Below are 22,569 nucleotides of genomic sequence, written 5' to 3'. Positions count from 1 at the left end.
CACCCCACGAAGTTAAGGAGGCCGCCGTGGCCGGCGACCTGAAGCATGTGACCGACGACTCGTTCGAGGAGGACGTCCTCAAGAGCGACAAGCCCGTACTGGTGGACTTCTGGGCCGCCTGGTGCGGACCGTGCCGTCAGATCGCTCCCTCGCTCGAAGCCATCGCGGCCGAGCACGGGGACAAGATCGAGGTCGTCAAGCTCAACATCGACGAGAACCCCGCCACCGCGGCCAAGTACGGCGTCATGTCCATCCCGACGCTGAACGTCTACCAGAACGGCGAGGTCGCCAAGACCATCGTCGGCGCCAAGCCCAAGGCCGCGATCGTGCGCGACCTGGAGGGCTTCATCGGCTGAGACGCGCCGATGAGCGAATAGCACCTCGCGTGCACACCGCATCGCGATGTTTCACGTGAAACGGGCCCGTCCCCCTACCTCGGGGGACGGGCCCGTCTCTGTCTGATCCGTGAGATCACAACGGTCTGAGGGCCGGGTCCTTCTGGACCGCTCCCAGCAGCCTGTCCAGCGCGTGCTCGACGTCCTCCTTCCAGGAGAGCGTCGTCCGCAGATCAAGCCTGAGCCGTGGGTATGTGGGATGCGTCCGTACGGTCTTGAAGCCCACCGCCAGCAGGTGGTCCGCCGGCAGCACACACGCCGATTCCTTCCAGTGCGCGTCCCCGAACGCCTCGATCGCCTTGAAATCACGTCGCAGCAGATCTTTCGCGACGGTCTGCACCATCACCCGGCCGAGTCCCTGTCCCCGATATCCCGGCATGATCCAGCCCGTCATCAGCTGTACGGCGTCGGGGGAGACCGGACTCGTCGGAAACGCCGTGGCGCGGGGCACGTACGCCGGAGGCGCGTACAGAACGAAGCCCACGGGCACGTCGTCCACATAGACCACCCGGCCGCACGACCCCCAGTCGAGCAGGACGGCCGAGATCCAGGCCTCCTTCTCCTCCCGGGCCCTGCCGGCTTCTACCGCCGCTTCTCCTCTGACCGGATCAAGCTCCCAGAAGACGCACTCTCTGCATCGCTGGGGGAGGTCGGGAAGGTTGTCCAGCGTGAGCGGTACGAGCCGACGCCCCATCGAGGCAGTTCCTCACTTCCTGCGCCTGCCGCGTCACGAGCCGCGGACAGAGCACTGCGCTCCCGAAGCAGGCTGCCGACGAAACCGCCGACGACCCCCAGACCGAGTCCGGCGGAGACCAGCCGGCTGCGGCTCACCACATGCATGGCCCCGCCCTTCCTCTGAGGTGGATCAAGGTGGATGCGCCATACCAGAACGCATCGTATCCACCCAGAGGTGCCTCGCACACCGGAGGACGGCAAAGGGCGGGCCGTGTTCCGGTACGCACCGGACAAGGCCCGCCCCGATGGCGGTGTGCCGAACCTCAGCGCTCGTCCGGCTCCAGACCGTTCGACCGGTCAGGGCCGCTCTCGCCGTCGGCGTCGTCGTCCTCGGAGTCGGCGAGCCCGCTCTCCAGCACCCGCCCCTCACCCGGAGCGAGAGTGCCGAGGATGCGCTCCAGATCGACCAGCGAGGCGAACTCGACGGTGATCTTCCCCTTCTTCTGACCGAGGTCGACCTTCACCCGGGTCTCGAAGCGGTCCGACAGCCGGGAGGCCAGATCGTTCAGCGCCGGCGACGGCAGGGCACCGGCCCGGGGGCCCTTCTGCCGTGCCGCGCTCTTCGGCCGTGAGCCCATGAGGGTCACGATTTCCTCGACCGCGCGTACGGAGAGCCCTTCGGCCACGATTCGATGGGCGAGCCGGTCCTGCTCGTCTGAGTCGTCCACCGAGAGCAGCGCCCTGGCGTGCCCGGCCGACAGCACTCCGGCCGCGACCCTGCGCTGTACCGGAAGGGAGAGCCGCAGCAGCCGGAGGGTGTTGGAGACCTGCGGGCGCGAGCGCCCGATCCGGTCGGCCAGCTGATCGTGCGTGCAGTGGAAGTCCTTGAGCAACTGGTCGTAGGCCATGGCCTCTTCCAGCGGATTCAGCTGTGCGCGGTGGAGGTTCTCCAGGAGCGCGTCCAGGAGCAGCTTCTCGTCCTCGGTGGCCCGGACGATCGCCGGAATGGCCTCCAGACCGGCTTCCCGGCAGGCCCTCCAGCGCCGTTCGCCCATGATGAGCTCGAAGCGCTCCGGCCCCAACTGCCGTACGACGATGGGCTGGAGCAGCCCCACCTCCTTGATGGAGGTGACCAGTTCGGCGAGAGCGTCCTCGTCGAACACCTCCCGGGGCTGCCGGGGGTTGGGCGTGATGTAGTCCATCGGTACTTCGGCGAAGTACACGCCCTCCGGCGGGGACACCTCGGCCGGGGCCGGGGTGTCCTGGGCGGGAATCTCCGCCGCGGTCGGCGCGGCCGACTGCGGCAGCGTCGCCACCTTGGCCGCGGCGACACCACGCTCGGCCGTCATCACCGCCGCGGATCCCGAGGAGGGGGCGTCCCCGGAGGACGACGCCTGCTTCTCCTGTGGAGCAGGGGGGATCAGCGCATTGAGCCCGCGCCCCAAACCTCTACGTCGGTCGCTCACTGCGTCCCCTCCGAAATGCTCTGCTGACTGTTGCCGATCGCGTGGGCATGCTTGACGTCATAGCTCATGCCGACCCCACGCAGGGCGATTTCACGAGCGGCTTCGAGGTACGACAACGAGCCGCTGGAACCCGGATCATAGGTCAGTACCGTCTGCCCGTAGCTCGGCGCCTCCGAGATGCGCACCGACCGAGGGATGCTCGTCCGCAGCACCTCCTCACCGAAGTGACCGCGCACCTCGTCCGCCACCTGGGAGGCGAGCCGGGTCCGGCCGTCGTACATGGTGAGCAGGATCGTGGACACATGCAGGGTGGGGTTCAGATGCGCCCGCACCAGGTCCACGTTCCGGATCAACTGCCCCAGCCCTTCGAGCGCGTAGTACTCGCACTGGATGGGGATCAGCACCTCGGCGCCCGCGACCAACGCGTTGACGGTCAGCAGGCCGAGCGACGGCGGACAGTCGATCAGGATGTAGTCCAGCGGCTGCTCGTACGCCTCGATCGCGCGCTGAAGCCGGCTCTCCCGCGCGACCAGCGACACCAGCTCGATCTCCGCACCGGCGAGATCGATGGTGGCGGGCGCGCAGAAGAGACCCTCGACGTCCACGACAGGCTGGACCACCTCGGAGAGCGGCTTGCTCTCCACCAGGACGTCGTAGATGGAGGGGACTTCGGCGTGGTGGTCGATCCCGAGCGCCGTGGAGGCGTTGCCCTGTGGATCGAGGTCGACCACCAGGACCCGCGCGCCGTGGAGCGCGAGTGAGGCGGCGAGGTTGACCGTGGTCGTGGTCTTGCCGACGCCGCCCTTCTGGTTGGCGACGACCATGACCCGCGTCTGGTCGGGGCGTGGCAGGCCCTCACCGGCGCGACCCAGTGCCTCCACGGCCAGCTGGGCTGCACGGCCGATGGGGGTGTCGTCGATCGGGGGCGGTGATGTTTCACGTGAAACATCGCCGCCCGACGACTCGGAACGGGGGCCGGGGACCGGATCGGTCATCGGTCCCGCGATGTTGGCGTCGGACCGCAAGGATTCACTCTCCTCGACTTCAGGCTCGCAATGGGAAGAGCCTGCCATGCTTTCGGGGTCATGAACCAGCGAGGCCCGTGGTTCTGTGGATGAATCCATATCTGTGGCCAACCCTGTACCCCTTACGAGGGGTTTCTTGCCCCGCGGTGCGGGAGCGGCGCGGCCTCGGCCGATAATGCCCTGCAGCAGTGAGCGACGTTTCACGTGAAACACGATGCACTCGCCGCAGGGCTGGACCGCCACGACACTCCGCAGTGGATGGTCTTGCCTGCTTCGATGGAGCATCACCGGCCGACCTCACCGGCGATGCTCCGGACGTCACCGGCGGCGGCGCGCCCGGTCCGCTCGGGCGGCCTTGGCGCGCTTGGTGGCGAACCGCACCCCGCCCGGGCTCTCGCCGACCTCGGCCCGCACCACCGTGGCGGGCGGATCCACCAGCCCCTCACCGACGCGCAGGACCGAGGAGTCGATCACGCCGAGCTTACTCAGGGCCGCCCTGGCGCCCTTCAGCTCCTCCTCAGCGGTGTCCCCCTTGAGTGCCAGCATCTCTCCGTACGGGCGCAGCAGCGGTACGCCCCAGCCGGCCAGCCGGTCCAGCGGCGCCACGGCGCGGGCCGTCACCACATGGACGGGCTGGAGCGTACCGAGCACTTCCTCGGCGCGCCCACGTACGACCGTCACATGGTCCAGGCCCAGCAGCTCGACGACTTCCTGGAGGAAGTTCGTCCGCCGCAGCAGCGGTTCCAGGAGGGTGATCCGCAGGTCCGGCCGCACCAGCGCCAGAGGAATCCCCGGCAGCCCCGCTCCGGAGCCGACGTCACAGACGCTCACGCCCTCGGGCACGACCTCGGAGAGCACCGCGCAGTTCATCAGGTGCCGCTCCCAGAGCCGGGGCACCTCGCGCGGGCCGATGAGGCCGCGGGTGACCCCCGCGTCAGCGAGGAGCTTCGCGTACCGGACGGCCGCCGGGAAGGCGTCGCCGAACACCGTCCTGGCCTCTTCGGGCGCGGGGGGAAGCTCTTCTGCTTCCGTCACGGGAACCGTCCTTCCGTTCTGAACCACCGGACCGTGGCTCATGGTCACTGTCTCGCTGACAAAGTTCGGCCCCGCCTGTGGACAGACGGGGCCGAGAACCGAGAGAACGCTCAGGCAGGGAGCACGACGACGAAGCGCTGCGGCTCCTCGCCCTCGGACTCACTGCGCAGTCCGGCCGCCGCGACGGCGTCGTGCACGACCTTGCGCTCGAAGGGCGTCATGGGGTTCAGCTTCACCGGCTCACCGGTGCTCTTCACCTCGTCGGCCGTCTTGGCGCCCAGCTCGGCGAGCTCCGTGCGCTTCTTCGCCCGGAAGCCGCCGATGTCCAGCATGAGCCTGCTGCGGTCGCCGGTCTCCCGGTGCACCGCCAGCCGCGTCAGCTCCTGAAGCGCTTCGAGGACCTCGCCGTCCCGTCCGACGAGCTTCTGCAGATCACGGCCGCTCACATCACTGATGATCGAGACCGCGGCCCGGTCGGCCTCGACGTCCATGTCGATGTCGCCGTCCAGGTCGGCGATGTCGAGCAGACCTTCGAGATAGTCGGCCGCGATCTCCCCTTCCTGCTCAAGACGGGTGAGGGTGTCGCTACCCTCGGCGGCGGCGGAGATGGTGCCTTCCGACACGGATGGACTCCTTCTTGCTACGGGCCTACTACAGGCTGGCTACGGGCTTCGGGGCGCTGCGCTTACTTCTTGGTCGGGTGCTTGGGCCGCTGCTGGCCCTTGCGCGGCCCGGACTTCGCCCGTGCGGCCCCGTTACCGGTCTTGCGCGCCGGCTTGGGCTGGCCGTCCTGTGGCTCGTCCTTCTGCAACGACGTCTTGGGCGCCTCGTCGGTGGCGTCGGAAGGCTTCGCTCCCGCGGTCTTCGGCGCCGTCTGCTGACCGCCCGCCTGCCGCTTCGACTTGGGCTGGCGCTTGGGCTGCTGGCGCTTCGCCGCGTGCGACTCGCTCTCGGGCAGTGCCTCACCCTTGATCACGGTGCCGTCGGCCTGTGCGACAAGACCGCTCTTCGAGAGGCTGTTGATGAACTTGCGCTCGTTGTCGTTGCGGTCGGGGCCCTTGGCCACGATCGCCGAGACGATGTTGCGCCTGCGCTTGGAGCGGACCTCGCTGTGCGTGGTGATGCCCTTGAGCAGCCGCTGGAGGTACTGGTCCTGGGCCTTGCTGCCCGGAGTCGGGTTCTGGTTGATCACGTACATCTGCTGGCCCATGGTCCACACGTTGGTGGTCAGCCAGTAGACGAGGACACCGACGGGGAAGTTGATGCCCATGACCATGAAGATCACGGGGAAGATGTACATGAGCATCTTCTGCTGCTGCATGTACGGCGTCTTGACCGTCAGGTCGACGTTCTTCGTCATCAGCTGGCGCTGCGTGTAGAACTGCGACGCCGACATCAGGACGATCATGACCGCGGTGACGATGCGTACGGAGGTCAGCGTCGCGTCCAGGGTGGCGACCTTGTCGGCGCTGTCCGTGAACTTGGCCGCGAGCGGGGCCCCGAAGATGTGCGCCTGGCGCGCGCTGTCGAGCAGCGACTGGTTGATGACGCCGACCGTCTTGCCCGAGGCGATGCTGGAGAGCACGTGGTACAGGGCGAAGAAGAACGGTGACTGCGCCAGGATGGGAAGGCACGAGGAGAGCGGGTTGGTGCCCGTCTCCTTGTACAGCTTCATCATCTCTTCGGACTGGCGCTGCTTGTCGTTCTTGTAGCGCTCCTGGATGGCCTTCATCTTGGGCTGAAGGACCTGCATGTTCCGGGTCGACTTGATCTGCTTGACGAACAGCGGGATCAGACAGATCCGGATCAGGACCACGAGGGACACGATGGACAGTCCCCAGGCCCAGCCCGTGTCGGGGCCGAAGATCGCCCCGTACACACTGTGGAACTGGACGATGATCCAGGAGACGGGCGTGGTGATGAAACTGAAAAAACTGGCAATCGTGTCCACTAATCAAGCTCCTTGAGCATTGGACGAGGTCTCTGCGGCCGGACTCGGGGTTTCGGTGGCCGAGGCCGAACCCCCGGAAGGCACGCCGGCGGCGGATTGCCCGCCCTTGGTGCCGCGCCACGCGTTGCGCAGCAGTTCATGCCACCGCGGGCGCTTGCGCGGTGGGACATGGTCCACACCGCCTGGCGACCACGGATTGCACCGCAGAATGCGCCAGGCCGTCAGACCGGTGCCCTTGATCGCGCCGTGCCGGTCGATGGCCGTGTAGCCGTAGTGGGAACACGACGGGTAGTACCGGCAGACGGGCCCGAGCAACGGGCTGATCGTCCACTGGTACAGCTTGATCAGAGCCAGCAGCGGGTACTTCATCGCGCGCCCCCTCCCAGCAGCCGCTCAAGAGCGGCATCCAGGTCTCGGGCCAGCTGTGCATGGTCGGCGTCGCCCGCACCGGGCAGCGCTCGTACGACAACCAGGCTACCGGGGGCCAGCCGGGGCAGCCGATCGCGTATGAGATGGCGGAGTCTCCGCTTCACCCGCGTCCGTACGACGGCTCCGCCGACGGCTTTGCTTACGACGAAACCCGCCCGCGTCGGGGGATCACTCTCCCCCGGCGCGTGCGGGCCCGTAGAACCGCTGCGTAGATGTACGACAAGAAGCGGGCGTCCGGCCCGGCGTCCCCGCCGTACCGCGGTCGCGAAATCCTCGCGCCGCCTCAGCCGATTCTCGGTAGGCAGCACGTCATAACCTGTAGACGATCAGGCGGACAGGTTGGCGCGACCCTTGCCACGGCGGTTCGCGAGAATCGCGCGGCCGGCACGGGTGCGCATGCGGAGCCGGAAGCCGTGGGTCTTGGCACGACGACGGTTGTTCGGCTGGAAGGTGCGCTTGCTCACTCGGGGGCTCCAGAAATGATGGTGGGAAGGCGGCAAATCGCCTGGCTGTCACCGTGCGCCCACGAGTAGCTCGCGATTACGCCCGAGTGCACCGCTTCACGACCACGGATCGTGATCCTTGCCCATCGGAGGCAGGCGGCAGCAGCCATCGACAACTCGACCTGGTCACGGTACGCGCGGCTACGCCATACGGTCAAACCAGCCAGCTGCCACGTTCCATTATGCACAGCCTGTGGACAACAACTTGAACCGCGTGGGTCGGCCTGACTACCGTGACCGAACTCCGGCTTCTTTTCCGCCGGTCCTCCCACCCCGTCCCGAGAACCACACATTCGTGGGACCAGCGAGAGAGCGTGCCCTGTGGCTGACGTACCTGCCGATCTTGCCGCAGTGTGGCCACGAGTGCTGGAGCAACTCCTCAGGGAGGGCCAGCAGGGAGTCGAGCCCAAGGACAAACAGTGGATCGAGCGCTGCCAGCCGCTCGCCCTGGTGGCCGACACGGCCCTGCTCGCCGTGCCCAACGAGTGGGGCAAGCGGGTTCTCGAAGGCCGCCTCGCCCCGCTCATCAGCGAGACCCTGAGCCGCGAGTGCGGCCGGCCGATCCGTATCGCCATCACCGTCGACGACTCGGCGGGCGAGCCCGCCCCGCTGCCTCAGCAGAACCGCTACCAGAACTCGCAGCACGACGAGGGGCGTGACCGGGACCACCGGGACCACCGGGACCCCCGCCACGACGACCCGAGGCACGACGACCCGCGTCCGGACGACTCCCGGCACGACGACATGCGCCCGGACGGCGGTTACCACCCCTACGGCCGCCGCTCCGACGACGACGGCATGCCGACGGCCAGGCCCGCGTACCCCGACTACCAGCAGCAGCGCCCCGACCCCGGGGCCTGGCCGCGGACGCAGGAGGACCTGTCCTGGCAGCAGCAGCGGCTCGGCGGCTTCCACGACCGTGACCCGTACGCGACCGCGCGCCCGCAGCAGCCCCAACACGACTACCGGCCGCAGCCGCAGTCACCGGAGAGCCGGCCGTACGAGCAGCAGCGCCCCGAGCGGCACGACCTGGACCCGCAGCAGTCGCGGCACGTCGGCCGGGGCGGGCCGACCGGGCCGCTCGGCGCGCAGGCGTCGCCGCCGCCGGGACCCGGTGAGCACCACGCGCGCCTGAACCCCAAGTACCTCTTCGACACCTTCGTCATCGGAGCGTCCAACCGGTTCGCGCACGCCGCGGCCGTCGCCGTCGCCGAGGCGCCGGCCAAGGCGTACAACCCGCTCTTCATCTACGGCGAGTCCGGACTGGGCAAGACGCACCTGCTGCACGCCATCGGCCACTACGCGCGCAGCCTCTATCCCGGCACGCGGGTGCGTTACGTGAGCTCGGAGGAGTTCACCAACGAGTTCATCAACTCCATCCGCGACGGCAAGGGCGACACCTTCCGCAAGCGCTACCGGGACGTCGACATCCTGCTCGTCGACGACATCCAGTTCCTGGCCAGCAAGGAGTCGACGCAGGAGGAGTTCTTCCACACCTTCAACACGCTCCACAACGCCAACAAGCAGATCGTGCTGTCCTCGGACCGGCCGCCCAAGCAGCTGATCACCCTGGAGGACCGGCTGCGCAACCGCTTCGAGTGGGGCCTGACCACCGACGTGCAGCCGCCGGAGCTGGAGACGCGTATCGCGATCCTCCGTAAGAAGGCGGTGCAGGAGCAGCTGAACGCGCCGCCCGAGGTACTGGAGTTCATCGCCTCGCGGATCTCGCGCAACATCCGCGAACTGGAGGGCGCGCTGATCCGGGTGACGGCGTTTGCCTCCCTCAACCGGCAGCCGGTGGACCTCGGGCTGACCGAGATCGTGCTCAAGGACCTCATCCCGGGCGGCGAGGACTCGGCCCCCGAGATCACCGCGGGCGCCATCATGGCGGCGACGGCGGACTACTTCGGGCTGACCGTGGAGGACCTCTGCGGTTCGTCGCGCAGCCGGGTGCTGGTGACGGCCCGCCAGATCGCGATGTACCTCTGCCGTGAGCTGACCGACCTCTCGCTGCCCAAGATCGGCGCGCAGTTCGGCAACCGGGACCACACGACCGTGATGCACGCGGACCGGAAGATCCGCGCGCTGATGGCCGAGCGGCGCTCCATCTACAACCAGGTCACGGAACTCACCAACCGCATCAAGAACGGCTGACGCGGCAGGCGAACGCCTCACGGCCGGCCCTCGGGCGCTTCGGGACACCGTCCCGGGGCGCCCTTCGGCATGTCCGGCGGGTGATCGGGACACGACACGCGCTCAACCGCTGTTCGAATACGGGTCGTCGCGGGCCGCTTCTCCACAGAGAACGGCCCCATCTCCCGTCCACACCCTGGGGATCGATAAGTTGTCCAGACTGCGTCCACAGGCGGGCCGACCGGAATTGGATCTTGCCAGGTCAGACCCCTGGGGATTTGTGGCCAACTCTCCTCCACAGCCTGTGGACAGTTTTCTCGCCCACAGGAGCGAGGTCCGGTTGTCCACCGGCGGCCCACAGGCAGCGGCCCGTTGCCCACAGCTTCACCCCGCTTCTCCACACCGCTGTCCACTGTTCGGCAACGGAACACGACTGTTCACCGTGTCGAGTGAAAGGCGTCACACCGAGGTTGTCCCGGACCCTGTGGGGAACGCCGGAAAAGCTGGGGACGACCCTGGGGAGAAGTCGGGGTGTCCTGTGCACCGGCTGTGCAGAACTTTCGGCCGTCCACAGAGCGACGGGGTTGTCCACCGTCGGCGCCCACAGGGCCGGTGGACAAAAAACTGGGCCTGACCTGGGAAAACGACGTTATCCACGGAATCCACAGGCCCTACTACTACTAACACCTGGAGTTACCTGGGAATCCGTTTGGAAGTGGGTGCTGTGCACAACTCGACGCCGGACCGCACCCGGCCGGTTGTCGTGACTTGACCCCGAGCAGCACCGAGTGTCGGTGCCGTACGTCAGACTGGTCCCCGGCAACCTCACCCTGCCCATGGCGGAGTGAGCTCATGCCGACGACGAAGAAGGCCGGCAGGGCGAGTCAGCAACAGCAGGAGGCGGTTCCGGTGAAGATCCGGGTGGAGCGCGATGTACTGGCGGAGGCGGTGGCCTGGGTGGCCCGCAGCCTCCCGGCCCGTCCTCCGGCCCCCGTTCTTGCGGGCCTGCTGCTGAAGGCCGAGGAAGGCGCGCTCAGCTTCTCCAGCTTCGACTACGAGGTCTCGGCCCGGGTCTCGGTGGACGCCGAGGTCGAGGAGGACGGCACCGTCCTCGTCTCCGGCCGGCTGCTCGCCGACATCTGCCGCGCCCTCCCCAACCGTCCGGTGGAGATCTCCACAGACGGTGTACGGGCCACGGTGGTCTGCGGCTCCTCCCGGTTCACCCTGCACACACTGCCTGTGGACGAGTACCCGGCACTGCCGCAGATGCCGACCGCCACCGGCACCGTCCCCGGTGAGGTCTTCGCCTCCGCCGCCGCCCAGGTCGCCATCGCCGCGGGCCGCGACGACACGCTCCCGGTGCTCACCGGCGTACGGATCGAGATCGAGGGCGACACCGTCACCCTCGCCTCCACCGACCGCTACCGCTTCGCGGTCCGCGACTTCCTGTGGAAGCCGGAGGTCGCCGACATCTCCGCGGTCGCCCTGGTGCCCGCCAAGACGCTCCTGGACACCGCCAAGGCTCTCACCAGCGGCGACACGGTCACTCTGGCGCTGTCGGGCTCCGGCGCGGGCGAGGGGCTGATCGGATTCGAGGGCGCGGGCCGGCGGACGACCACGCGGCTGCTCGAAGGCGACCTCCCGAAGTACCGGACGCTGTTCCCGACGGAGTTCAACTCGGTCGCGGTGATCGAGACGGCGCCGTTCGTCGAGGCCGTCAAGCGCGTGGCGCTGGTCGCCGAGCGCAACACCCCCGTGCGGCTCAGCTTCGAGCAGGGCGTGCTCATCCTCGAAGCCGGTTCCAGCGACGACGCACAGGCTGTGGAGAGGGTCGACGCGAAGCTCGACGGCGACGACATCTCGATCGCCTTCAACCCGACGTTCCTGCTCGACGGCCTCAGCGCCATCGACTCGCCGGTCGCCCAGCTCTCCTTCACGACCTCCACCAAGCCGGCGCTCCTCAGCGGAAAGCCGGCGCTGGACGCCGAGGCCGACGACGCCTACAAGTACCTGATCATGCCGGTGCGGCTGTCGGGCTGATCACGTACACCGCCGGGCCGTCGGTGCGCCGCCGACGGCCGGGGCGGTGTCACCGAGCCGTCCCACCGGGCCCGGCGTAGGCTCGGGCCGGGGCCGCGGCACTGTCGCCGCCCGCCCCGCGCCCGAACGATTGTCGGCTCAACGCTTAAGGAACCATTGATGGAGCTCGGTCTCGTCGGCCTCGGCAAGATGGGCGGCAACATGCGCGAGCGCATCCGCCGCGCAGGCCACACCGTCATCGGATACGACCGGAACGCGGACGTCGCGGACGTCCACAGCCTCGAAGAGCTGGTGAGCAAGCTCAAGGGCCCCCGGGTCGTCTGGGTGATGGTCCCCTCCGGTGCGGCGACGCAGTCCACGATCGACGAGCTGTCGGGACTGCTGTCACCCGGCGACGTGGTCGTGGACGGCGGCAACTCGCGCTGGACGGACGACGAGAAGCACGCCGTGGAGCTCGGGATCAAGGGCATCGGCTTCGTCGACTGCGGTGTCTCCGGCGGCGTCTGGGGCCTCCAGAACGGCTACGCGCTGATGTACGGCGGCGACGCCGACCACGTGGCGAAGGTCCAGCCGATCTTCGACGCCCTCAAGCCGGAGGGCGACCGCGGCTCCGTCCACGCGGGCAAGGTCGGCGCCGGCCACTTCGCCAAGATGGTCCACAACGGCATCGAGTACGCCATGATGCAGGCCTACGCCGAGGGCTGGGAGCTGCTGGAGAAGGTCGACTCGGTCACCGACGTCCGCGAGGTCTTCCGCTCCTGGCAGGACGGTACGGTCATCCGTTCCTGGCTGCTGGACCTGGCGGTCAACGCGCTGGACGGCGACGAGCACCTGGACGCCCTCCGGGGTTACGCCGACGACTCGGGCGAGGGCCGGTGGACGGTCGAGGCCGCCATCGACCACGCGGTGCCGCTGCCGGCGATCACGGCGTCGCTGTTCGCCCGGTTCGCGTCCCGGCAGGACGACTCGCCGCAGATGAAGATGGTCGCCGCGCTGCGCAACCAGTTCGGTGGTCACGCGGTCGAGCAGGCGGACGAGAGCACGCCGGGCAAGCCCGGTAAGCCCGTCAAGCCGGCCGGTCCCAAGAACAAGTAGCAGCCGTTCGCACACGCGGCGGCGCCAGAGCGGGGAGGTCGGCGCAGCTCCATGCATGTCACGCATCTCTCGCTGGCCGACTTCCGCTCGTACGCCCGGATCGAGGTCCCGCTCGATCCGGGCGTCACCGCGTTCGTGGGGGCGAACGGGCAGGGGAAGACCAATCTGGTCGAGGCCGTCGGCTATCTCGCCTCGCTCGGCAGTCACCGGGTCTCCTCCGACACCCCGCTGGTGCGGATGGGCGCCGAGCGCGCGGTGATCCGGGCCGCCGTCACCCAGGGCGAGCGCTCGCAGCTGGTCGAGCTCGAACTCAACCCGGGCCGTGCGAACAGGGCCAGGATCAACAGGTCCTCGCAGGTCAGACCGCGTGACGTGCTGGGGATAGTGCGGACGGTGCTCTTCGCGCCGGAGGACCTGGCGCTGGTGAAGGGCGATCCCGGTGAGCGCCGGCGCTTCCTCGATGAGCTGATCACGGCGCGCTCCCCGCGCATGGCGGGCGTCCGCTCCGACTACGACCGGGTGCTCAAGCAGCGCAACACCCTGCTGAAGTCCGCGGCGATGGCGAGGCGGCACGGCGGGCGCGGAATGGATCTCTCCACACTCGACGTGTGGGACCAGCATCTGGCCCAGGTGGGCGCGGAGTTGCTGGCCCGGCGGCTGGATCTGATCGAGACGCTGCAGCCGCTGACGGACAAGGCGTACGAGCAACTGGCGCCCGGTGGCGGTCCGGTGGCGCTGGAGTACCGTTCCTCCTCCGCCGGGTCCGAGGGCGGGGAGGTGCCGCGTTCCCGCGAGGAGCTGTTCGCGCGGCTGATGGAGGCGCTGGCGGGGACACGCAAGCAGGAGATCGAGCGGGGGGTCACGCTGGTGGGTCCGCACCGGGACGAACTGCTTCTGAAGCTCGGCCAGTTGCCGGCCAAGGGGTACGCGAGCCACGGCGAGTCCTGGTCGTACGCGCTCGCTCTGCGGCTGGCCTCCTACGATCTGCTGCGTGCCGAGGGCAACGAGCCGTTGCTGGTCCTCGACGACGTCTTCGCGGAGCTGGACGCGCGGCGCCGGGAGCGGCTGGCGGAGCTGGTGGCGCCGGGCGAGCAGGTGCTGGTGACGGCCGCGGTGGACGACGACGTGCCGGGCGTTCTGGCCGGGGTGCGGTTCACGGTGGCCGGCGGCACGGTGGAGCGGACATGAGGGGCCCCGAGGGGCCGGAGCGGCCCGCGAGGAGCGGCGGCGCGTCTGCCGCGCCGTCCGATCCGGCCGCCGGGAGCGCGCGGCTGTCGGCCGTGCCCGATCAGGCCGCGCCGGCGCCCGTCGAGTCGTCGGGTGTCGATCTGGCCCGGGTCGCGCTGCGGGCGGCGAAGGAGCAGGCGCGGGCCCGTGGCGCGGCGGCGCAGCAGAAGAAGCAGGCCCGCCGGGGCGGCGGTCTGCGCTCGGGTTCCGGGGCCGACGGCCGCGATCCGCTCTCGCTGGGCGCCGCGATCAACCGGCTGATCACCGAGCGTGGCTGGGAGACTCCCGCCGCCGTGGGCGGTGTGATGGGCCGCTGGCCGCAGATCGTCGGCGAGGACCTGGCCAATCACTGCGTGCCCGAGCGGTACGAGGAGGACGAGCGGATCCTGACGGTGCTCTGCGACTCGACTGCCTGGGCGACGCAGCTGCGGCTGCTGGCCCCGCGCCTGGTGGCCCGGCTGAACGAGGACCTGGGCCACGGCACGGTGAAGGTGATCAAGGTGCGTGGCCCGGGCGGTCCGGCACGGCGCTTCGGCGCGCTGCGGGCGCCCGGCAGCAAGGGTCCGGGGGACACGTACGGCTGAGCACGGGCGCCCGGCACCGGGCGCGTACGGCTCCCGCAGGCGTAGGCCCGTAAGCCCCCCCCGCAGCCCCGTACGGCCGGGCGCAGGCCCACCGCCGCTTCCGGCCCCGCTCCCGCTCTCCGCGGCCGCTCCCGACGGGCTCAGCGGGGCGCCGTCAGAGCCCCAACAGCCCCTCCAGGGGCCTTACTTCACACCTGTGCCACCCCGTCACTCCGGGCCTCTTGGCAGGGCGTCGTGACCTCGTCGTACGTCGACGGAGGGTGAGGTATCCCGCACCGTAGCCGCCGGTTGACAGCCCGAAGCGCTCAAAGCCGGTGTGAGCCTCTTGGAGCCCCTTCCCGAATATGGGGAGTCGGCAGCCGCCGGTTCAGGGCGGCACATGCGGACTCAGGTACCTGCAAACCCCCATTCGGGTCGCCGCTACCGGTAGACTGATGAAGAATCCCGCCTCGCAGGCGGGACTCGCCTAACAAGACTGTCAAACACTGTCGCAAGCCGAACGACGCAGCCGCTCCCGCCTGCCCGGAGAACGGCCTGTGCTGTGCCAGAAAGGGCGCTTCGTGGCCGATTCCGGCAACCCCAACGAGAAGACTCCGTCCGTAGCCACTGGTGAGAACGGCGAGGTAACGGCCTCGTACAACGCCAGTGCCATCACGGTGCTGGAGGGCCTGGACGCGGTCCGTAAGCGTCCCGGTATGTACATCGGCTCGACCGGTGAACGTGGGCTTCATCACCTGGTGACCGAGGTCGTCGACAACTCCGTCGACGAGGCTCTGGCCGGGCACGCGGACACCATCGACGTCACGATCCTCGCCGACGGCGGCGTGCGCGTGGTCGACAACGGCCGCGGCATCCCCGTGGGCATCGTCCCGTCCGAGGGCAAGCCGGCCGTCGAGGTCGTGCTGACGGTGCTGCACGCGGGCGGCAAGTTCGGCGGCGGCGGCTACTCCGTCTCCGGCGGTCTGCACGGCGTGGGTGTCTCCGTGGTGAACGCGCTGTCGACGAAGGTCGCCGTCGAGGTCAAGACCGACGGCTACCGCTGGACGCAGGACTACAAGCTCGGGGTGCCGACGGCGCCGCTGGCGCGCAACGAGGCGACGGACGAGTCGGGCACGACGGTCACCTTCTGGGCGGACCCCGACGTCTTCGAGACGACGGAGTACTCCTTCGAGACGCTGTCGCGGCGCTTCCAGGAGATGGCCTTCCTCAACAAGGGCCTGACCCTGAAGCTGACCGACGAGCGCGAGTCGGCGAAGGCCGTCGTGGGCGCCGACGTCGCGGGCACGGACGCCGCCGCGTCCGCCGGCGAGGAGCCGGTGCGCAGCGTGACGTACTTCTACGAAGGCGGCATCGTCGACTTCGTGAAGTACCTGAACTCCCGCAAGGGAGAGCTGATCCACCCCACGGTCATCGACATCGATGCCGAGGACAAGGAGCGGATGCTCTCGGTGGAGATCGCGATGCAGTGGAACTCGCAGTACAGCGAGGGTGTGTACTCCTTCGCGAACACGATCCACACGCATGAGGGCGGTACGCACGAGGAGGGCTTCCGCGCGGCGATGACCGGCCTGGTCAACCGCTACGCGCGCGAGAAGAAGTTCCTGCGCGAGAAGGACGACAACCTGGCGGGCGAGGACATCCGCGAGGGTCTGACGGCGATCATCTCGGTGAAGCTGGGCGAGCCGCAGTTCGAGGGCCAGACGAAGACCAAGCTCGGCAACACGGAGGCGAAGACCTTCGTACAGAAGATCGTGCACGAGCACCTGACGGACTGGTTCGACCGGCATCCCAATGAGGCGGCCGACATCATCCGCAAGGCGATCCAGGCGGCCACGGCGCGGGTCGCGGCCCGCAAGGCGCGCGACCTGACCCGTCGCAAGGGCCTGCTGGAGTCGGCGTCGCTGCCCGGCAAGCTCAGTGACTGCCAGTCGAACGACCCGGCCAAGTGCGAGATCTTCATCGTCGAGGGCGACTCGGCCGGCGGCAGTGCCAAGTCCGGCCGCAACCCGCAGTATCAGGCCATTCTGCCGATCCGCGGAAAGATCCTGAACGTCGAGAAGGCGCGGATCGACAAGATCCTCCAGAACACCGAGGTGCAGGCGCTGATCTCGGCGTTCGGCACCGGCGTGCACGAGGACTTCGACATCGAGAAGCTCCGCTATCACAAGATCATCCTGATGGCGGACGCCGACGTCGACGGCCAGCACATCAACACGCTGCTGCTGACCTTCCTCTTCCGCTTCATGCGCCCGCTGGTCGAGGCCGGGTACGTCTATCTGTCGCGCCCCCCGCTGTACAAGATCAAGTGGGGCCGGGACGACTTCGAGTACGCCTACTCCGACCGGGAGCGCGACGCCCTGGTGGAGCTGGGGAAGCAGAACGGCAAGCGGATCAAGGAAGACTCGATCCAGCGCTTCAAGGGCCTCGGTGAGATGAACGCCGAGGAACTGCGCATCACGACGATGGACGTCGACCACCGTGTGCTCGGCCAGGTCACGCTCGACGACGCGGCGCAGGCCGACGACCTGTTCTCGGTGCTGATGGGTGAGGACGTCGAGGCCCGGCGCTCGTTCATCCAGCGCAACGCCAAGGACGTCCGCTTCCTCGACATCTGAGTCGGCCTCCCGCTGACCGCCATCGAAATGGCCGAAAGGAACTTTGACCAGCAATGGCCGACGAGAACACTCCTGTGATGCCCGAAGAGGTGCCCGCCGTCGAAGGTGTGGGCATGCGTGTCGAGCCCGTGGGGCTCGAGACGGAGATGCAGCGCTCGTATCTCGACTACGCGATGTCCGTCATCGTGTCGCGCGCGCTGCCCGACGTACGGGACGGTCTGAAGCCCGTACACCGCCGGGTGCTGTACGCGATGTACGACGGCGGGTACCGGCCCGAGAAGGGCTTCTACAAGTGCGCCCGCGTCGTCGGTGACGTCATGGGCACCTACCACCCGCACGGCGACTCCTCGATCTACGACGCGCTGGTCCGCCTCGCGCAGCCGTGGTCGATGCGGATGCCGCTGGTGGACTCCAACGGCAACTTCGGCTCTCCCGGCAACGACCCGGCCGCCGCCATGCGGTACACCGAGTGCAAGCTGATGCCGCAGTCGATGGAGATGCTCCGGGACATCGACGAGGAGACCGTCGACTTCACGGACAACTACGACGGCCGCAACCAGGAGCCGACGGTCCTGCCGGCGCGCTTCCCGAACCTGCTGATCAACGGCTCCGCCGGCATCGCCGTCGGTATGGCCACCAACATCCCGCCGCACAACCTGCGGGAAGTCGCCGCGGGCGCGCAGTGGGCGCTGGAGCACCCGGACGCCTCGCACGAGGAGCTGCTGGACGCGCTGATCGAGCGCATCAAGGGCCCCGACTTCCCGTCCGGCGCGCTGGTCGTCGGCCGCCGGGGCATCGAGGAGGCGTACCGCACGGGCCGTGGCTCGATCACGATGCGCGCGGTCGTCGCGGTCGAGGAGATCCAGAACCGGCAGTGCCTGGTCGTCACGGAGCTGCCGTACCAGACCAACCCCGACAACCTCGCGCAGAAGATCGCCGACCTGGTGAAGGACGGCAAGGTCGGCGGCATCGCCGACGTCCGCGACGAGACGTCCTCGCGTACGGGACAGCGCCTGGTGGTCGTGCTCAAGCGCGACGCGGTCGCCAAGGTCGTGCTGAACAACCTGTACAAGCACACCGACCTGCAGACGAACTTCGGCGCGAACATGCTGGCGCTGGTGGACGGTGTGCCGCGCACACTGTCGATCGACGCGTTCATCCGGCACTGGGTGACGCACCAGATCGAGGTCATCGTCCGGCGCACCAAGTTCCGGCTGCGCAAGGCCGAGGAGCGCGCGCACATCCTGCGTGGTCTGCTCAAGGCGCTGGACGCGATCGACGAGGTCATCGCGCTGATCCGGCGCAGCGACACCGTCGAGACCGCGCGCGGCGGCCTGATGGAGCTGCTGTCGATCGACGAGATCCAGGCGAACGCGATCCTGGAGATGCAGCTGCGCCGGCTGGCGGCGCTGGAGCGGCAGAAGATCGTCGCCGAGCACGACGAGCTCCAGGCGAAGATCAACGAGTACAACGCGATCCTCGCCTCGCCCGAGCGGCAGCGGCAGATCGTCAGCGAGGAACTGGCCGTCATCGTCGACAAGTTCGGTGACGACCGGCGCTCCAAGCTGGTGCCCTTCGACGGTGACATGTCCATCGAGGACCTGATCGCCGAGGAGGACATCGTCGTCACCATCTCGCGTGGCGGCTATGTGAAGCGTACGAAGACGGACGACTACCGCTCGCAGAAGCGCGGCGGCAAGGGCGTGCGCGGCACGAAGCTCAAGTCGGACGACATCGTGGACCACTTCTTCGTGTCGACGACGCACCACTGGCTGCTCTTCTTCACCAACAAGGGCCGGGTGTACCGGGCGAAGGCGTACGAGCTGCCCGACGCCGGCCGGGACGCGCGCGGCCAGCACGTGGCCAACCTCCTGGCGTTCCAGCCGGACGAGAAGATCGCGCAGATCCTCGCCGTACGGGACTACGAGGCGGCGCCGTATCTGGTGCTGGCGACGAAGGCCGGCCTCGTGAAGAAGACGTCTCTGAAGGATTACGACTCACCCCGCTCCGGCGGTGTGATCGCGATCAACCTCCGTGAGACGGACACGGGGGCGGACGACGAGCTCATCGGCGCCGAACTGGTGTCGGCCGAGGACGATCTGCTGCTCATCAGCAGGAAGGCGCAGTCGATCCGGTTCACCGCGACGGACGACGCGCTGCGCCCGATGGGGCGTGCGACATCAGGTGTGAAGGGGATGAGTTTCCGCGAAGGGGACGAACTGCTCTCGATGAATGTCGTCAGGCCCGGTACGTTCGTGTTCACTGCTACCGACGGCGGTTACGCGAAGCGGACCAACGTCGACGAGTATCGCGTTCAAGGACGTGGCGGCCTCGGTATCAAGGCCGCGAAGATCGTGGAGGACCGCGGGTCGCTGGTCGGTGCGCTGGTGGTGGAGGAGACGGACGAGATCCTCGCCATCACCCTGGGCGGCGGTGTGATTCGTACGCGAGTCAACGAAGTCAGGGAGACGGGCCGTGACACGATGGGTGTCCAACTGATCAACCTGGGCAAGCGCGATGCCGTCGTCGGCATCGCTCGTAATGCCGAGGCCGGTCGTGAGGCTGAAGAGGTCGAAGGAGTCGTCGGCGATGATGCCGGTGACGAGCCGGCGACCGTCGCGGCCACGCCTGCCGAGGAAGCTGAGGGCACCCAGCCCTCGGTAGCGGAGCACGAGGAGTAGAAGCGTGAGTGGAGCCACGGGCGCCGGATCGGCCGATTCCGGAGGGAAAGGTGCCCGTGGCCCTGCCACGGACTCCCAGGGGGTAACGGTGACCGGCACCCGGGGGCAGCAGCCCCCTTACGAGACGTACGGATCCGAGCAGCCGCAGCAGGCGGCGCAGCCGTACCACCCGCCACAGGCGTATCCGACGCCGCAGGGCGGGGGGACACAGGGCGGACAGCAGCAGGCGCAGCCGCATGTCCAGGTTGGCCAAGGACAGGGGCAGGGGCAGGGCGTGGGGCCGGGACAGACACATCAGGGCGGCGCCCGGCAGCCCGCGGGCGTGCGACTGCCGCGCACGGGCGCGCGTACGACACCGCGCACGCGCAAGGCGCGGCTGCGGGTGGCGAAGGCCGACCCGTGGTCGGTGATGAAGGTCAGTTTCCTGCTCTCCATCGCGCTCGGCGTGTGCACGGTCATCGCGGCGGCGGTGCTGTGGATGGTCATGGACGCGATGGGAGTCTTCTCGACGGTGGGCGGGACGATCAGTGAGGCGACGGGCTCGAACGAGAGCAACGGCTTCGACCTCCAGTCTTTCCTCTCGCTGCCGCGCGTGCTCATCTTCACGTCGGTGATCGCCGTGATCGACGTGGTGCTCGCGACCGCCCTGGCCACGCTCGGTTCGTTCATCTACAACCTGTCCGCGGGCTTCGTGGGGGGCGTCGAGTTGACGCTGGCCGAGGACGAGTAGGACGCCCTTCCACCAGGCTCGACAGGGGGCCGGACGGCGGACGGGCGGGGAAGAGCGTGGCCCCGGTATCGATTTTGGGACTGGCCCTGGAGTGCGCTAATCTTCAGGGGCAGCGCGGGGCTATAGCTCAGTTGGTTAGAGCGCATCCCTGATAAGGATGAGGCCACAGGTTCAAATCCTGTTAGCCCCACAGCGCCGATCCGCCCGGACAGAGAGCCTTCTGTCCGGGCGGATCGCTTTGTTTCACATGGGTGTTGACTGGTCGTCGTGGCCCCCGAGTTGGGGGCGCATGTAGGTCACCGATCGGTATCGGCCGGTGTGTATAGTCGGGCGCCAGAAGGCCCCTAAGACAAGGAAAGACGAGGTCGCGCGGTGAAGAAGCTTCTCCTGGTCGCACTGGCCGCCATCGGCGGGCTCCTCGTGTACCGCCAGATCCAGGCGGATCGCGCCGAGCAGGATCTGTGGACGGAGGCGACCGACTCCGTGCCCGCAGGTTCGGGTATCTGAGACCCAGTAGTCGGTACGCGAAGCCCCGGTCGTCGAGACGGCCGGGGCTTCGCGCTGTCGTGAGGGGAGTCCGGCGGTGAGTTCGCCTGAGCGAACGATTTGGTTGCTTTTGTGAAATTTCGGTTCCGGTGGCGGGTGGTGAGGGCGTCACGGATCGGCTGCCCGCGCAGACAGGGGCCGGACCGGCGGGGCAGGATGGGCGGGCTGTTGGTGGTGGGCGGCGGGGCCGCCGGACGACAAGGGGAAGCTCGTGAAGAGGCTGCGCAGCAGGGGCCGGGCCGCGCTGGTCGCGGCGGCGGCGATGTGCGCGGTGGTGGCGCAGCCGGCGGCGTCGGGAGGCCCGGTCCCGGCCGGTCTGCCCGGGCTGGCCGGCACGGCGGCGGCGGCCGAGGGGCCGACCGCGTACGAGTTCGACAAGGACGCCGGGCGTCTTGAGGGCGGGACGGGCACCGGCGACGCGGGGCAGCTCGACAAGGGCGCCACGCACCTCGATTCGATCGAACCGGGCAAGAAGCTCTTCTACCAGCTGGACCTGGACGGCGCGGAGAACGCGTACGTGTCGGTGACCGCCGTGCCCGGGCTGGAGTCGCGGGTGGACTACGGCGACAAGATCACGGTCAGGATGGAGGACGGCGACGGCAAGGACTGCGACTCGGAGCAGGCCCGGGTGCTGCCGACGGGCGATTATCCCCAGCCGCTGACAGCGTCCGTGTCCCGGACCCTCACGGGCAAGAAGTACGGGGCCTGTCGGGGGGCCGGTACGTACCACGTGATCGTGGAGAGGGAGTCGAAGCCGGCGTCCTCGCAGGAACCGTGGGAGCTGGAACTGCGGTTCCTGTCCGAGCCCCCGGTGAAGGCCGGCGGCTCCGCCGAGGCGCCCGAGGAGTGGCCGACCGTCTCCCCCGGGCAGTCGTCCGGTACGTCCGAACCGCGGGAGGGGGGCGCCGGCTTCAGCGCCGCCACGAGCCTGGGCGGCGGTGAGTGGACGGCGGGGATCGAACCCGGTGAATCGCTCTTCTACCGGGTGCCCGTCGACTGGGGGCAGCAGCTGTTCGCCACTGCGGAACTGGGCGGTTCGGACGGGGACGGCATCGTGACCGGAGCGATGTCCCTCGCCGTGTACAACCCGGCGAGAGGGCTCGTCGACAGCACCGACACGATGTCGTACAACGGCGAGGCGAAGTCGACGTCGACGGATCCGGCGCCACCGGTGTTCTACGGGAACCGCTTCAAGTCCGCCGCCCACGAGAAGGCGATGCGCTTCGCGGGCTGGTACTACCTGCGGGTGAGTCTCAACCCCGAGGTGGGCGAGAAGTTCGGGCAGAAGTCGTACGGCTTGACGTTGCGCGTGGATGTCGAGGGCTCGGCGATCGACGGGCCGGAGTACGACGGGCCGGCCGAGGAGTTCAACGTGTCGGACGAGAACCGGGACCAGGCCGACACCGGGGAGAACCCGCGCGACGCCGAGGACAGCGGCA

At 68.5% G+C, this 22,569-nt stretch carries 20 protein-coding genes and 1 tRNA gene; 12 read left to right on the top strand and 9 right to left on the bottom strand.

The window, feature by feature from the left end; all coding sequences use genetic code 11:
- The first annotated feature begins 26 nt into the window (after positions 1 to 26).
- Complete coding sequence (gene trxA, locus GXP76_RS17995) at positions 27 to 356, top strand: thioredoxin (protein WP_242572555.1); 330 nt, start codon at positions 27 to 29, stop codon at positions 354 to 356.
- 115 nt (positions 357 to 471) lie between these two features.
- Here the strand turns inward: trxA and GXP76_RS17990 are convergent, their stop codons facing one another.
- From GXP76_RS17990 to rpmH, 9 genes are all read right to left on the bottom strand, one after another.
- Positions 472 to 1,089, bottom strand: coding sequence for a GNAT family N-acetyltransferase (locus tag GXP76_RS17990; RefSeq protein WP_242572554.1), 618 nt, complete (start codon positions 1,087 to 1,089; stop codon positions 472 to 474).
- A gap of 304 nt (positions 1,090 to 1,393) precedes the next feature.
- Complete coding sequence (locus GXP76_RS17985; RefSeq protein WP_242572553.1) at positions 1,394 to 2,536, bottom strand: ParB/RepB/Spo0J family partition protein; 1,143 nt, start codon at positions 2,534 to 2,536, stop codon at positions 1,394 to 1,396.
- Positions 2,533 to 3,609, bottom strand: coding sequence for a ParA family protein (locus tag GXP76_RS17980; RefSeq protein ID WP_277993507.1), 1,077 nt, complete (start codon positions 3,607 to 3,609; stop codon positions 2,533 to 2,535). Before GXP76_RS17980 ends, GXP76_RS17985 begins: the two co-directional genes overlap by 4 nt.
- Positions 3,610 to 3,879: 270 nt before the next feature.
- Positions 3,880 to 4,596 carry a 16S rRNA (guanine(527)-N(7))-methyltransferase RsmG gene (rsmG, locus tag GXP76_RS17975; protein ID WP_242572552.1) on the bottom strand — a complete coding sequence of 239 codons (717 nt, stop codon included), beginning with the start codon at positions 4,594 to 4,596 and terminating at the stop codon, positions 3,880 to 3,882.
- 110 nt (positions 4,597 to 4,706) lie between these two features.
- The gene (locus GXP76_RS17970) at positions 4,707 to 5,219 is read right to left on the bottom strand and encodes a R3H domain-containing nucleic acid-binding protein (protein WP_023540257.1); all 513 of its coding nucleotides are present in this window, start codon (positions 5,217 to 5,219) and stop codon (positions 4,707 to 4,709) included.
- 62 nt (positions 5,220 to 5,281) lie between these two features.
- Complete coding sequence (yidC, locus tag GXP76_RS17965) at positions 5,282 to 6,547, bottom strand: membrane protein insertase YidC (protein ID WP_242572551.1); 1,266 nt, start codon at positions 6,545 to 6,547, stop codon at positions 5,282 to 5,284.
- A gap of 3 nt (positions 6,548 to 6,550) precedes the next feature.
- Positions 6,551 to 6,916 (bottom strand): membrane protein insertion efficiency factor YidD, encoded by a 366-nt coding sequence (yidD, locus tag GXP76_RS17960; RefSeq protein ID WP_242572550.1) that lies wholly within the window; start codon positions 6,914 to 6,916, stop codon positions 6,551 to 6,553.
- A complete protein-coding gene (rnpA, locus tag GXP76_RS17955; RefSeq protein ID WP_242572549.1) occupies positions 6,913 to 7,284 on the bottom strand; it encodes a ribonuclease P protein component in 372 nt (123 codons plus the stop codon). Before rnpA ends, yidD begins: the two co-directional genes overlap by 4 nt.
- Positions 7,285 to 7,302: 18 nt before the next feature.
- Positions 7,303 to 7,440: a 50S ribosomal protein L34 gene (gene rpmH, locus GXP76_RS17950; RefSeq protein WP_014047156.1), complete on the bottom strand. Its 138-nt coding sequence runs from the start codon at positions 7,438 to 7,440 to the stop codon at positions 7,303 to 7,305.
- A gap of 360 nt (positions 7,441 to 7,800) precedes the next feature.
- On the opposite strand from rpmH, the gene dnaA reads away from it, so the two are divergent.
- The 11 genes from dnaA to GXP76_RS17895 all read left to right on the top strand — a co-directional run.
- Complete coding sequence (dnaA, locus tag GXP76_RS17945) at positions 7,801 to 9,633, top strand: chromosomal replication initiator protein DnaA (protein WP_308354160.1); 1,833 nt, start codon at positions 7,801 to 7,803, stop codon at positions 9,631 to 9,633.
- Between the two features lie 888 nt (positions 9,634 to 10,521).
- A complete protein-coding gene (gene dnaN, locus GXP76_RS17940) occupies positions 10,522 to 11,652 on the top strand; it encodes a DNA polymerase III subunit beta (RefSeq protein ID WP_242572562.1) in 1,131 nt (376 codons plus the stop codon).
- 159 nt (positions 11,653 to 11,811) lie between these two features.
- The gene (gnd, locus tag GXP76_RS17935) at positions 11,812 to 12,747 is read left to right on the top strand and encodes a phosphogluconate dehydrogenase (NAD(+)-dependent, decarboxylating) (protein WP_242572548.1); all 936 of its coding nucleotides are present in this window, start codon (positions 11,812 to 11,814) and stop codon (positions 12,745 to 12,747) included.
- 51 nt (positions 12,748 to 12,798) lie between these two features.
- Entirely contained in the window at positions 12,799 to 13,935 is a 1,137-nt protein-coding gene (gene recF / locus GXP76_RS17930) for a DNA replication/repair protein RecF (protein WP_242572547.1), read from the top strand.
- Positions 13,932 to 14,558 (top strand): DUF721 domain-containing protein, encoded by a 627-nt coding sequence (locus tag GXP76_RS17925; RefSeq protein WP_242572546.1) that lies wholly within the window; start codon positions 13,932 to 13,934, stop codon positions 14,556 to 14,558. Before recF ends, GXP76_RS17925 begins: the two co-directional genes overlap by 4 nt.
- Positions 14,559 to 15,094: 536 nt before the next feature.
- A complete protein-coding gene (gene gyrB, locus GXP76_RS17920) occupies positions 15,095 to 17,173 on the top strand; it encodes a DNA topoisomerase (ATP-hydrolyzing) subunit B (protein WP_308354159.1) in 2,079 nt (692 codons plus the stop codon).
- A gap of 53 nt (positions 17,174 to 17,226) precedes the next feature.
- The gene (gene gyrA, locus GXP76_RS17915; RefSeq protein WP_242572545.1) at positions 17,227 to 19,854 is read left to right on the top strand and encodes a DNA gyrase subunit A; all 2,628 of its coding nucleotides are present in this window, start codon (positions 17,227 to 17,229) and stop codon (positions 19,852 to 19,854) included.
- Positions 19,855 to 19,942: 88 nt separating this feature from the next.
- Complete coding sequence (locus GXP76_RS17910; protein ID WP_242572544.1) at positions 19,943 to 20,584, top strand: DUF3566 domain-containing protein; 642 nt, start codon at positions 19,943 to 19,945, stop codon at positions 20,582 to 20,584.
- A 116-nt stretch (positions 20,585 to 20,700) separates the two neighbouring features.
- Positions 20,701 to 20,774, top strand: a tRNA-Ile gene (locus tag GXP76_RS17905).
- 182 nt (positions 20,775 to 20,956) lie between these two features.
- Positions 20,957 to 21,091, top strand: a complete 135-nt coding sequence (locus GXP76_RS17900; protein WP_242572543.1) for a DLW-39 family protein — start codon at positions 20,957 to 20,959, stop codon at positions 21,089 to 21,091.
- Positions 21,092 to 21,341: 250 nt separating this feature from the next.
- A partial coding sequence (locus GXP76_RS17895; RefSeq protein WP_242572542.1) for a hypothetical protein occupies positions 21,342 to 22,569 on the top strand: 1,228 nt, incomplete at its 3' end.

The sequence above is a fragment of the Streptomyces sp. NP-1717 genome, assembly GCF_022695985.1.
In the GTDB taxonomy this organism is placed as follows: Bacteria; Actinomycetota; Actinomycetes; order Streptomycetales; family Streptomycetaceae; genus Streptomyces.
This window is presented reverse-complemented; position numbering and strand designations above follow the sequence as displayed.

Bases quoted from the DNA above. Each gene is read 5' to 3' on its own strand.
- GXP76_RS17990 (WP_242572554.1), bottom strand. From the start codon at position 1,089: ATGGGGCGTCGGCTCGTACCGCTCACGCTGGACAACCTTCCCGACCTC.
- recF (WP_242572547.1), top strand. From the start codon at position 12,799: ATGCATGTCACGCATCTCTCGCTGGCCGACTTCCGCTCGTACGCCCGG.
- gnd (WP_242572548.1), top strand. From the start codon at position 11,812: ATGGAGCTCGGTCTCGTCGGCCTCGGCAAGATGGGCGGCAACATGCGC.
- GXP76_RS17925 (WP_242572546.1), top strand. From the start codon at position 13,932: ATGAGGGGCCCCGAGGGGCCGGAGCGGCCCGCGAGGAGCGGCGGCGCG.
- yidD (WP_242572550.1), bottom strand. From the start codon at position 6,916: ATGAAGTACCCGCTGCTGGCTCTGATCAAGCTGTACCAGTGGACGATC.
- gyrA (WP_242572545.1), top strand. From the start codon at position 17,227: ATGGCCGACGAGAACACTCCTGTGATGCCCGAAGAGGTGCCCGCCGTC.
- GXP76_RS17980 (WP_277993507.1), bottom strand. From the start codon at position 3,609: ATGGCAGGCTCTTCCCATTGCGAGCCTGAAGTCGAGGAGAGTGAATCC.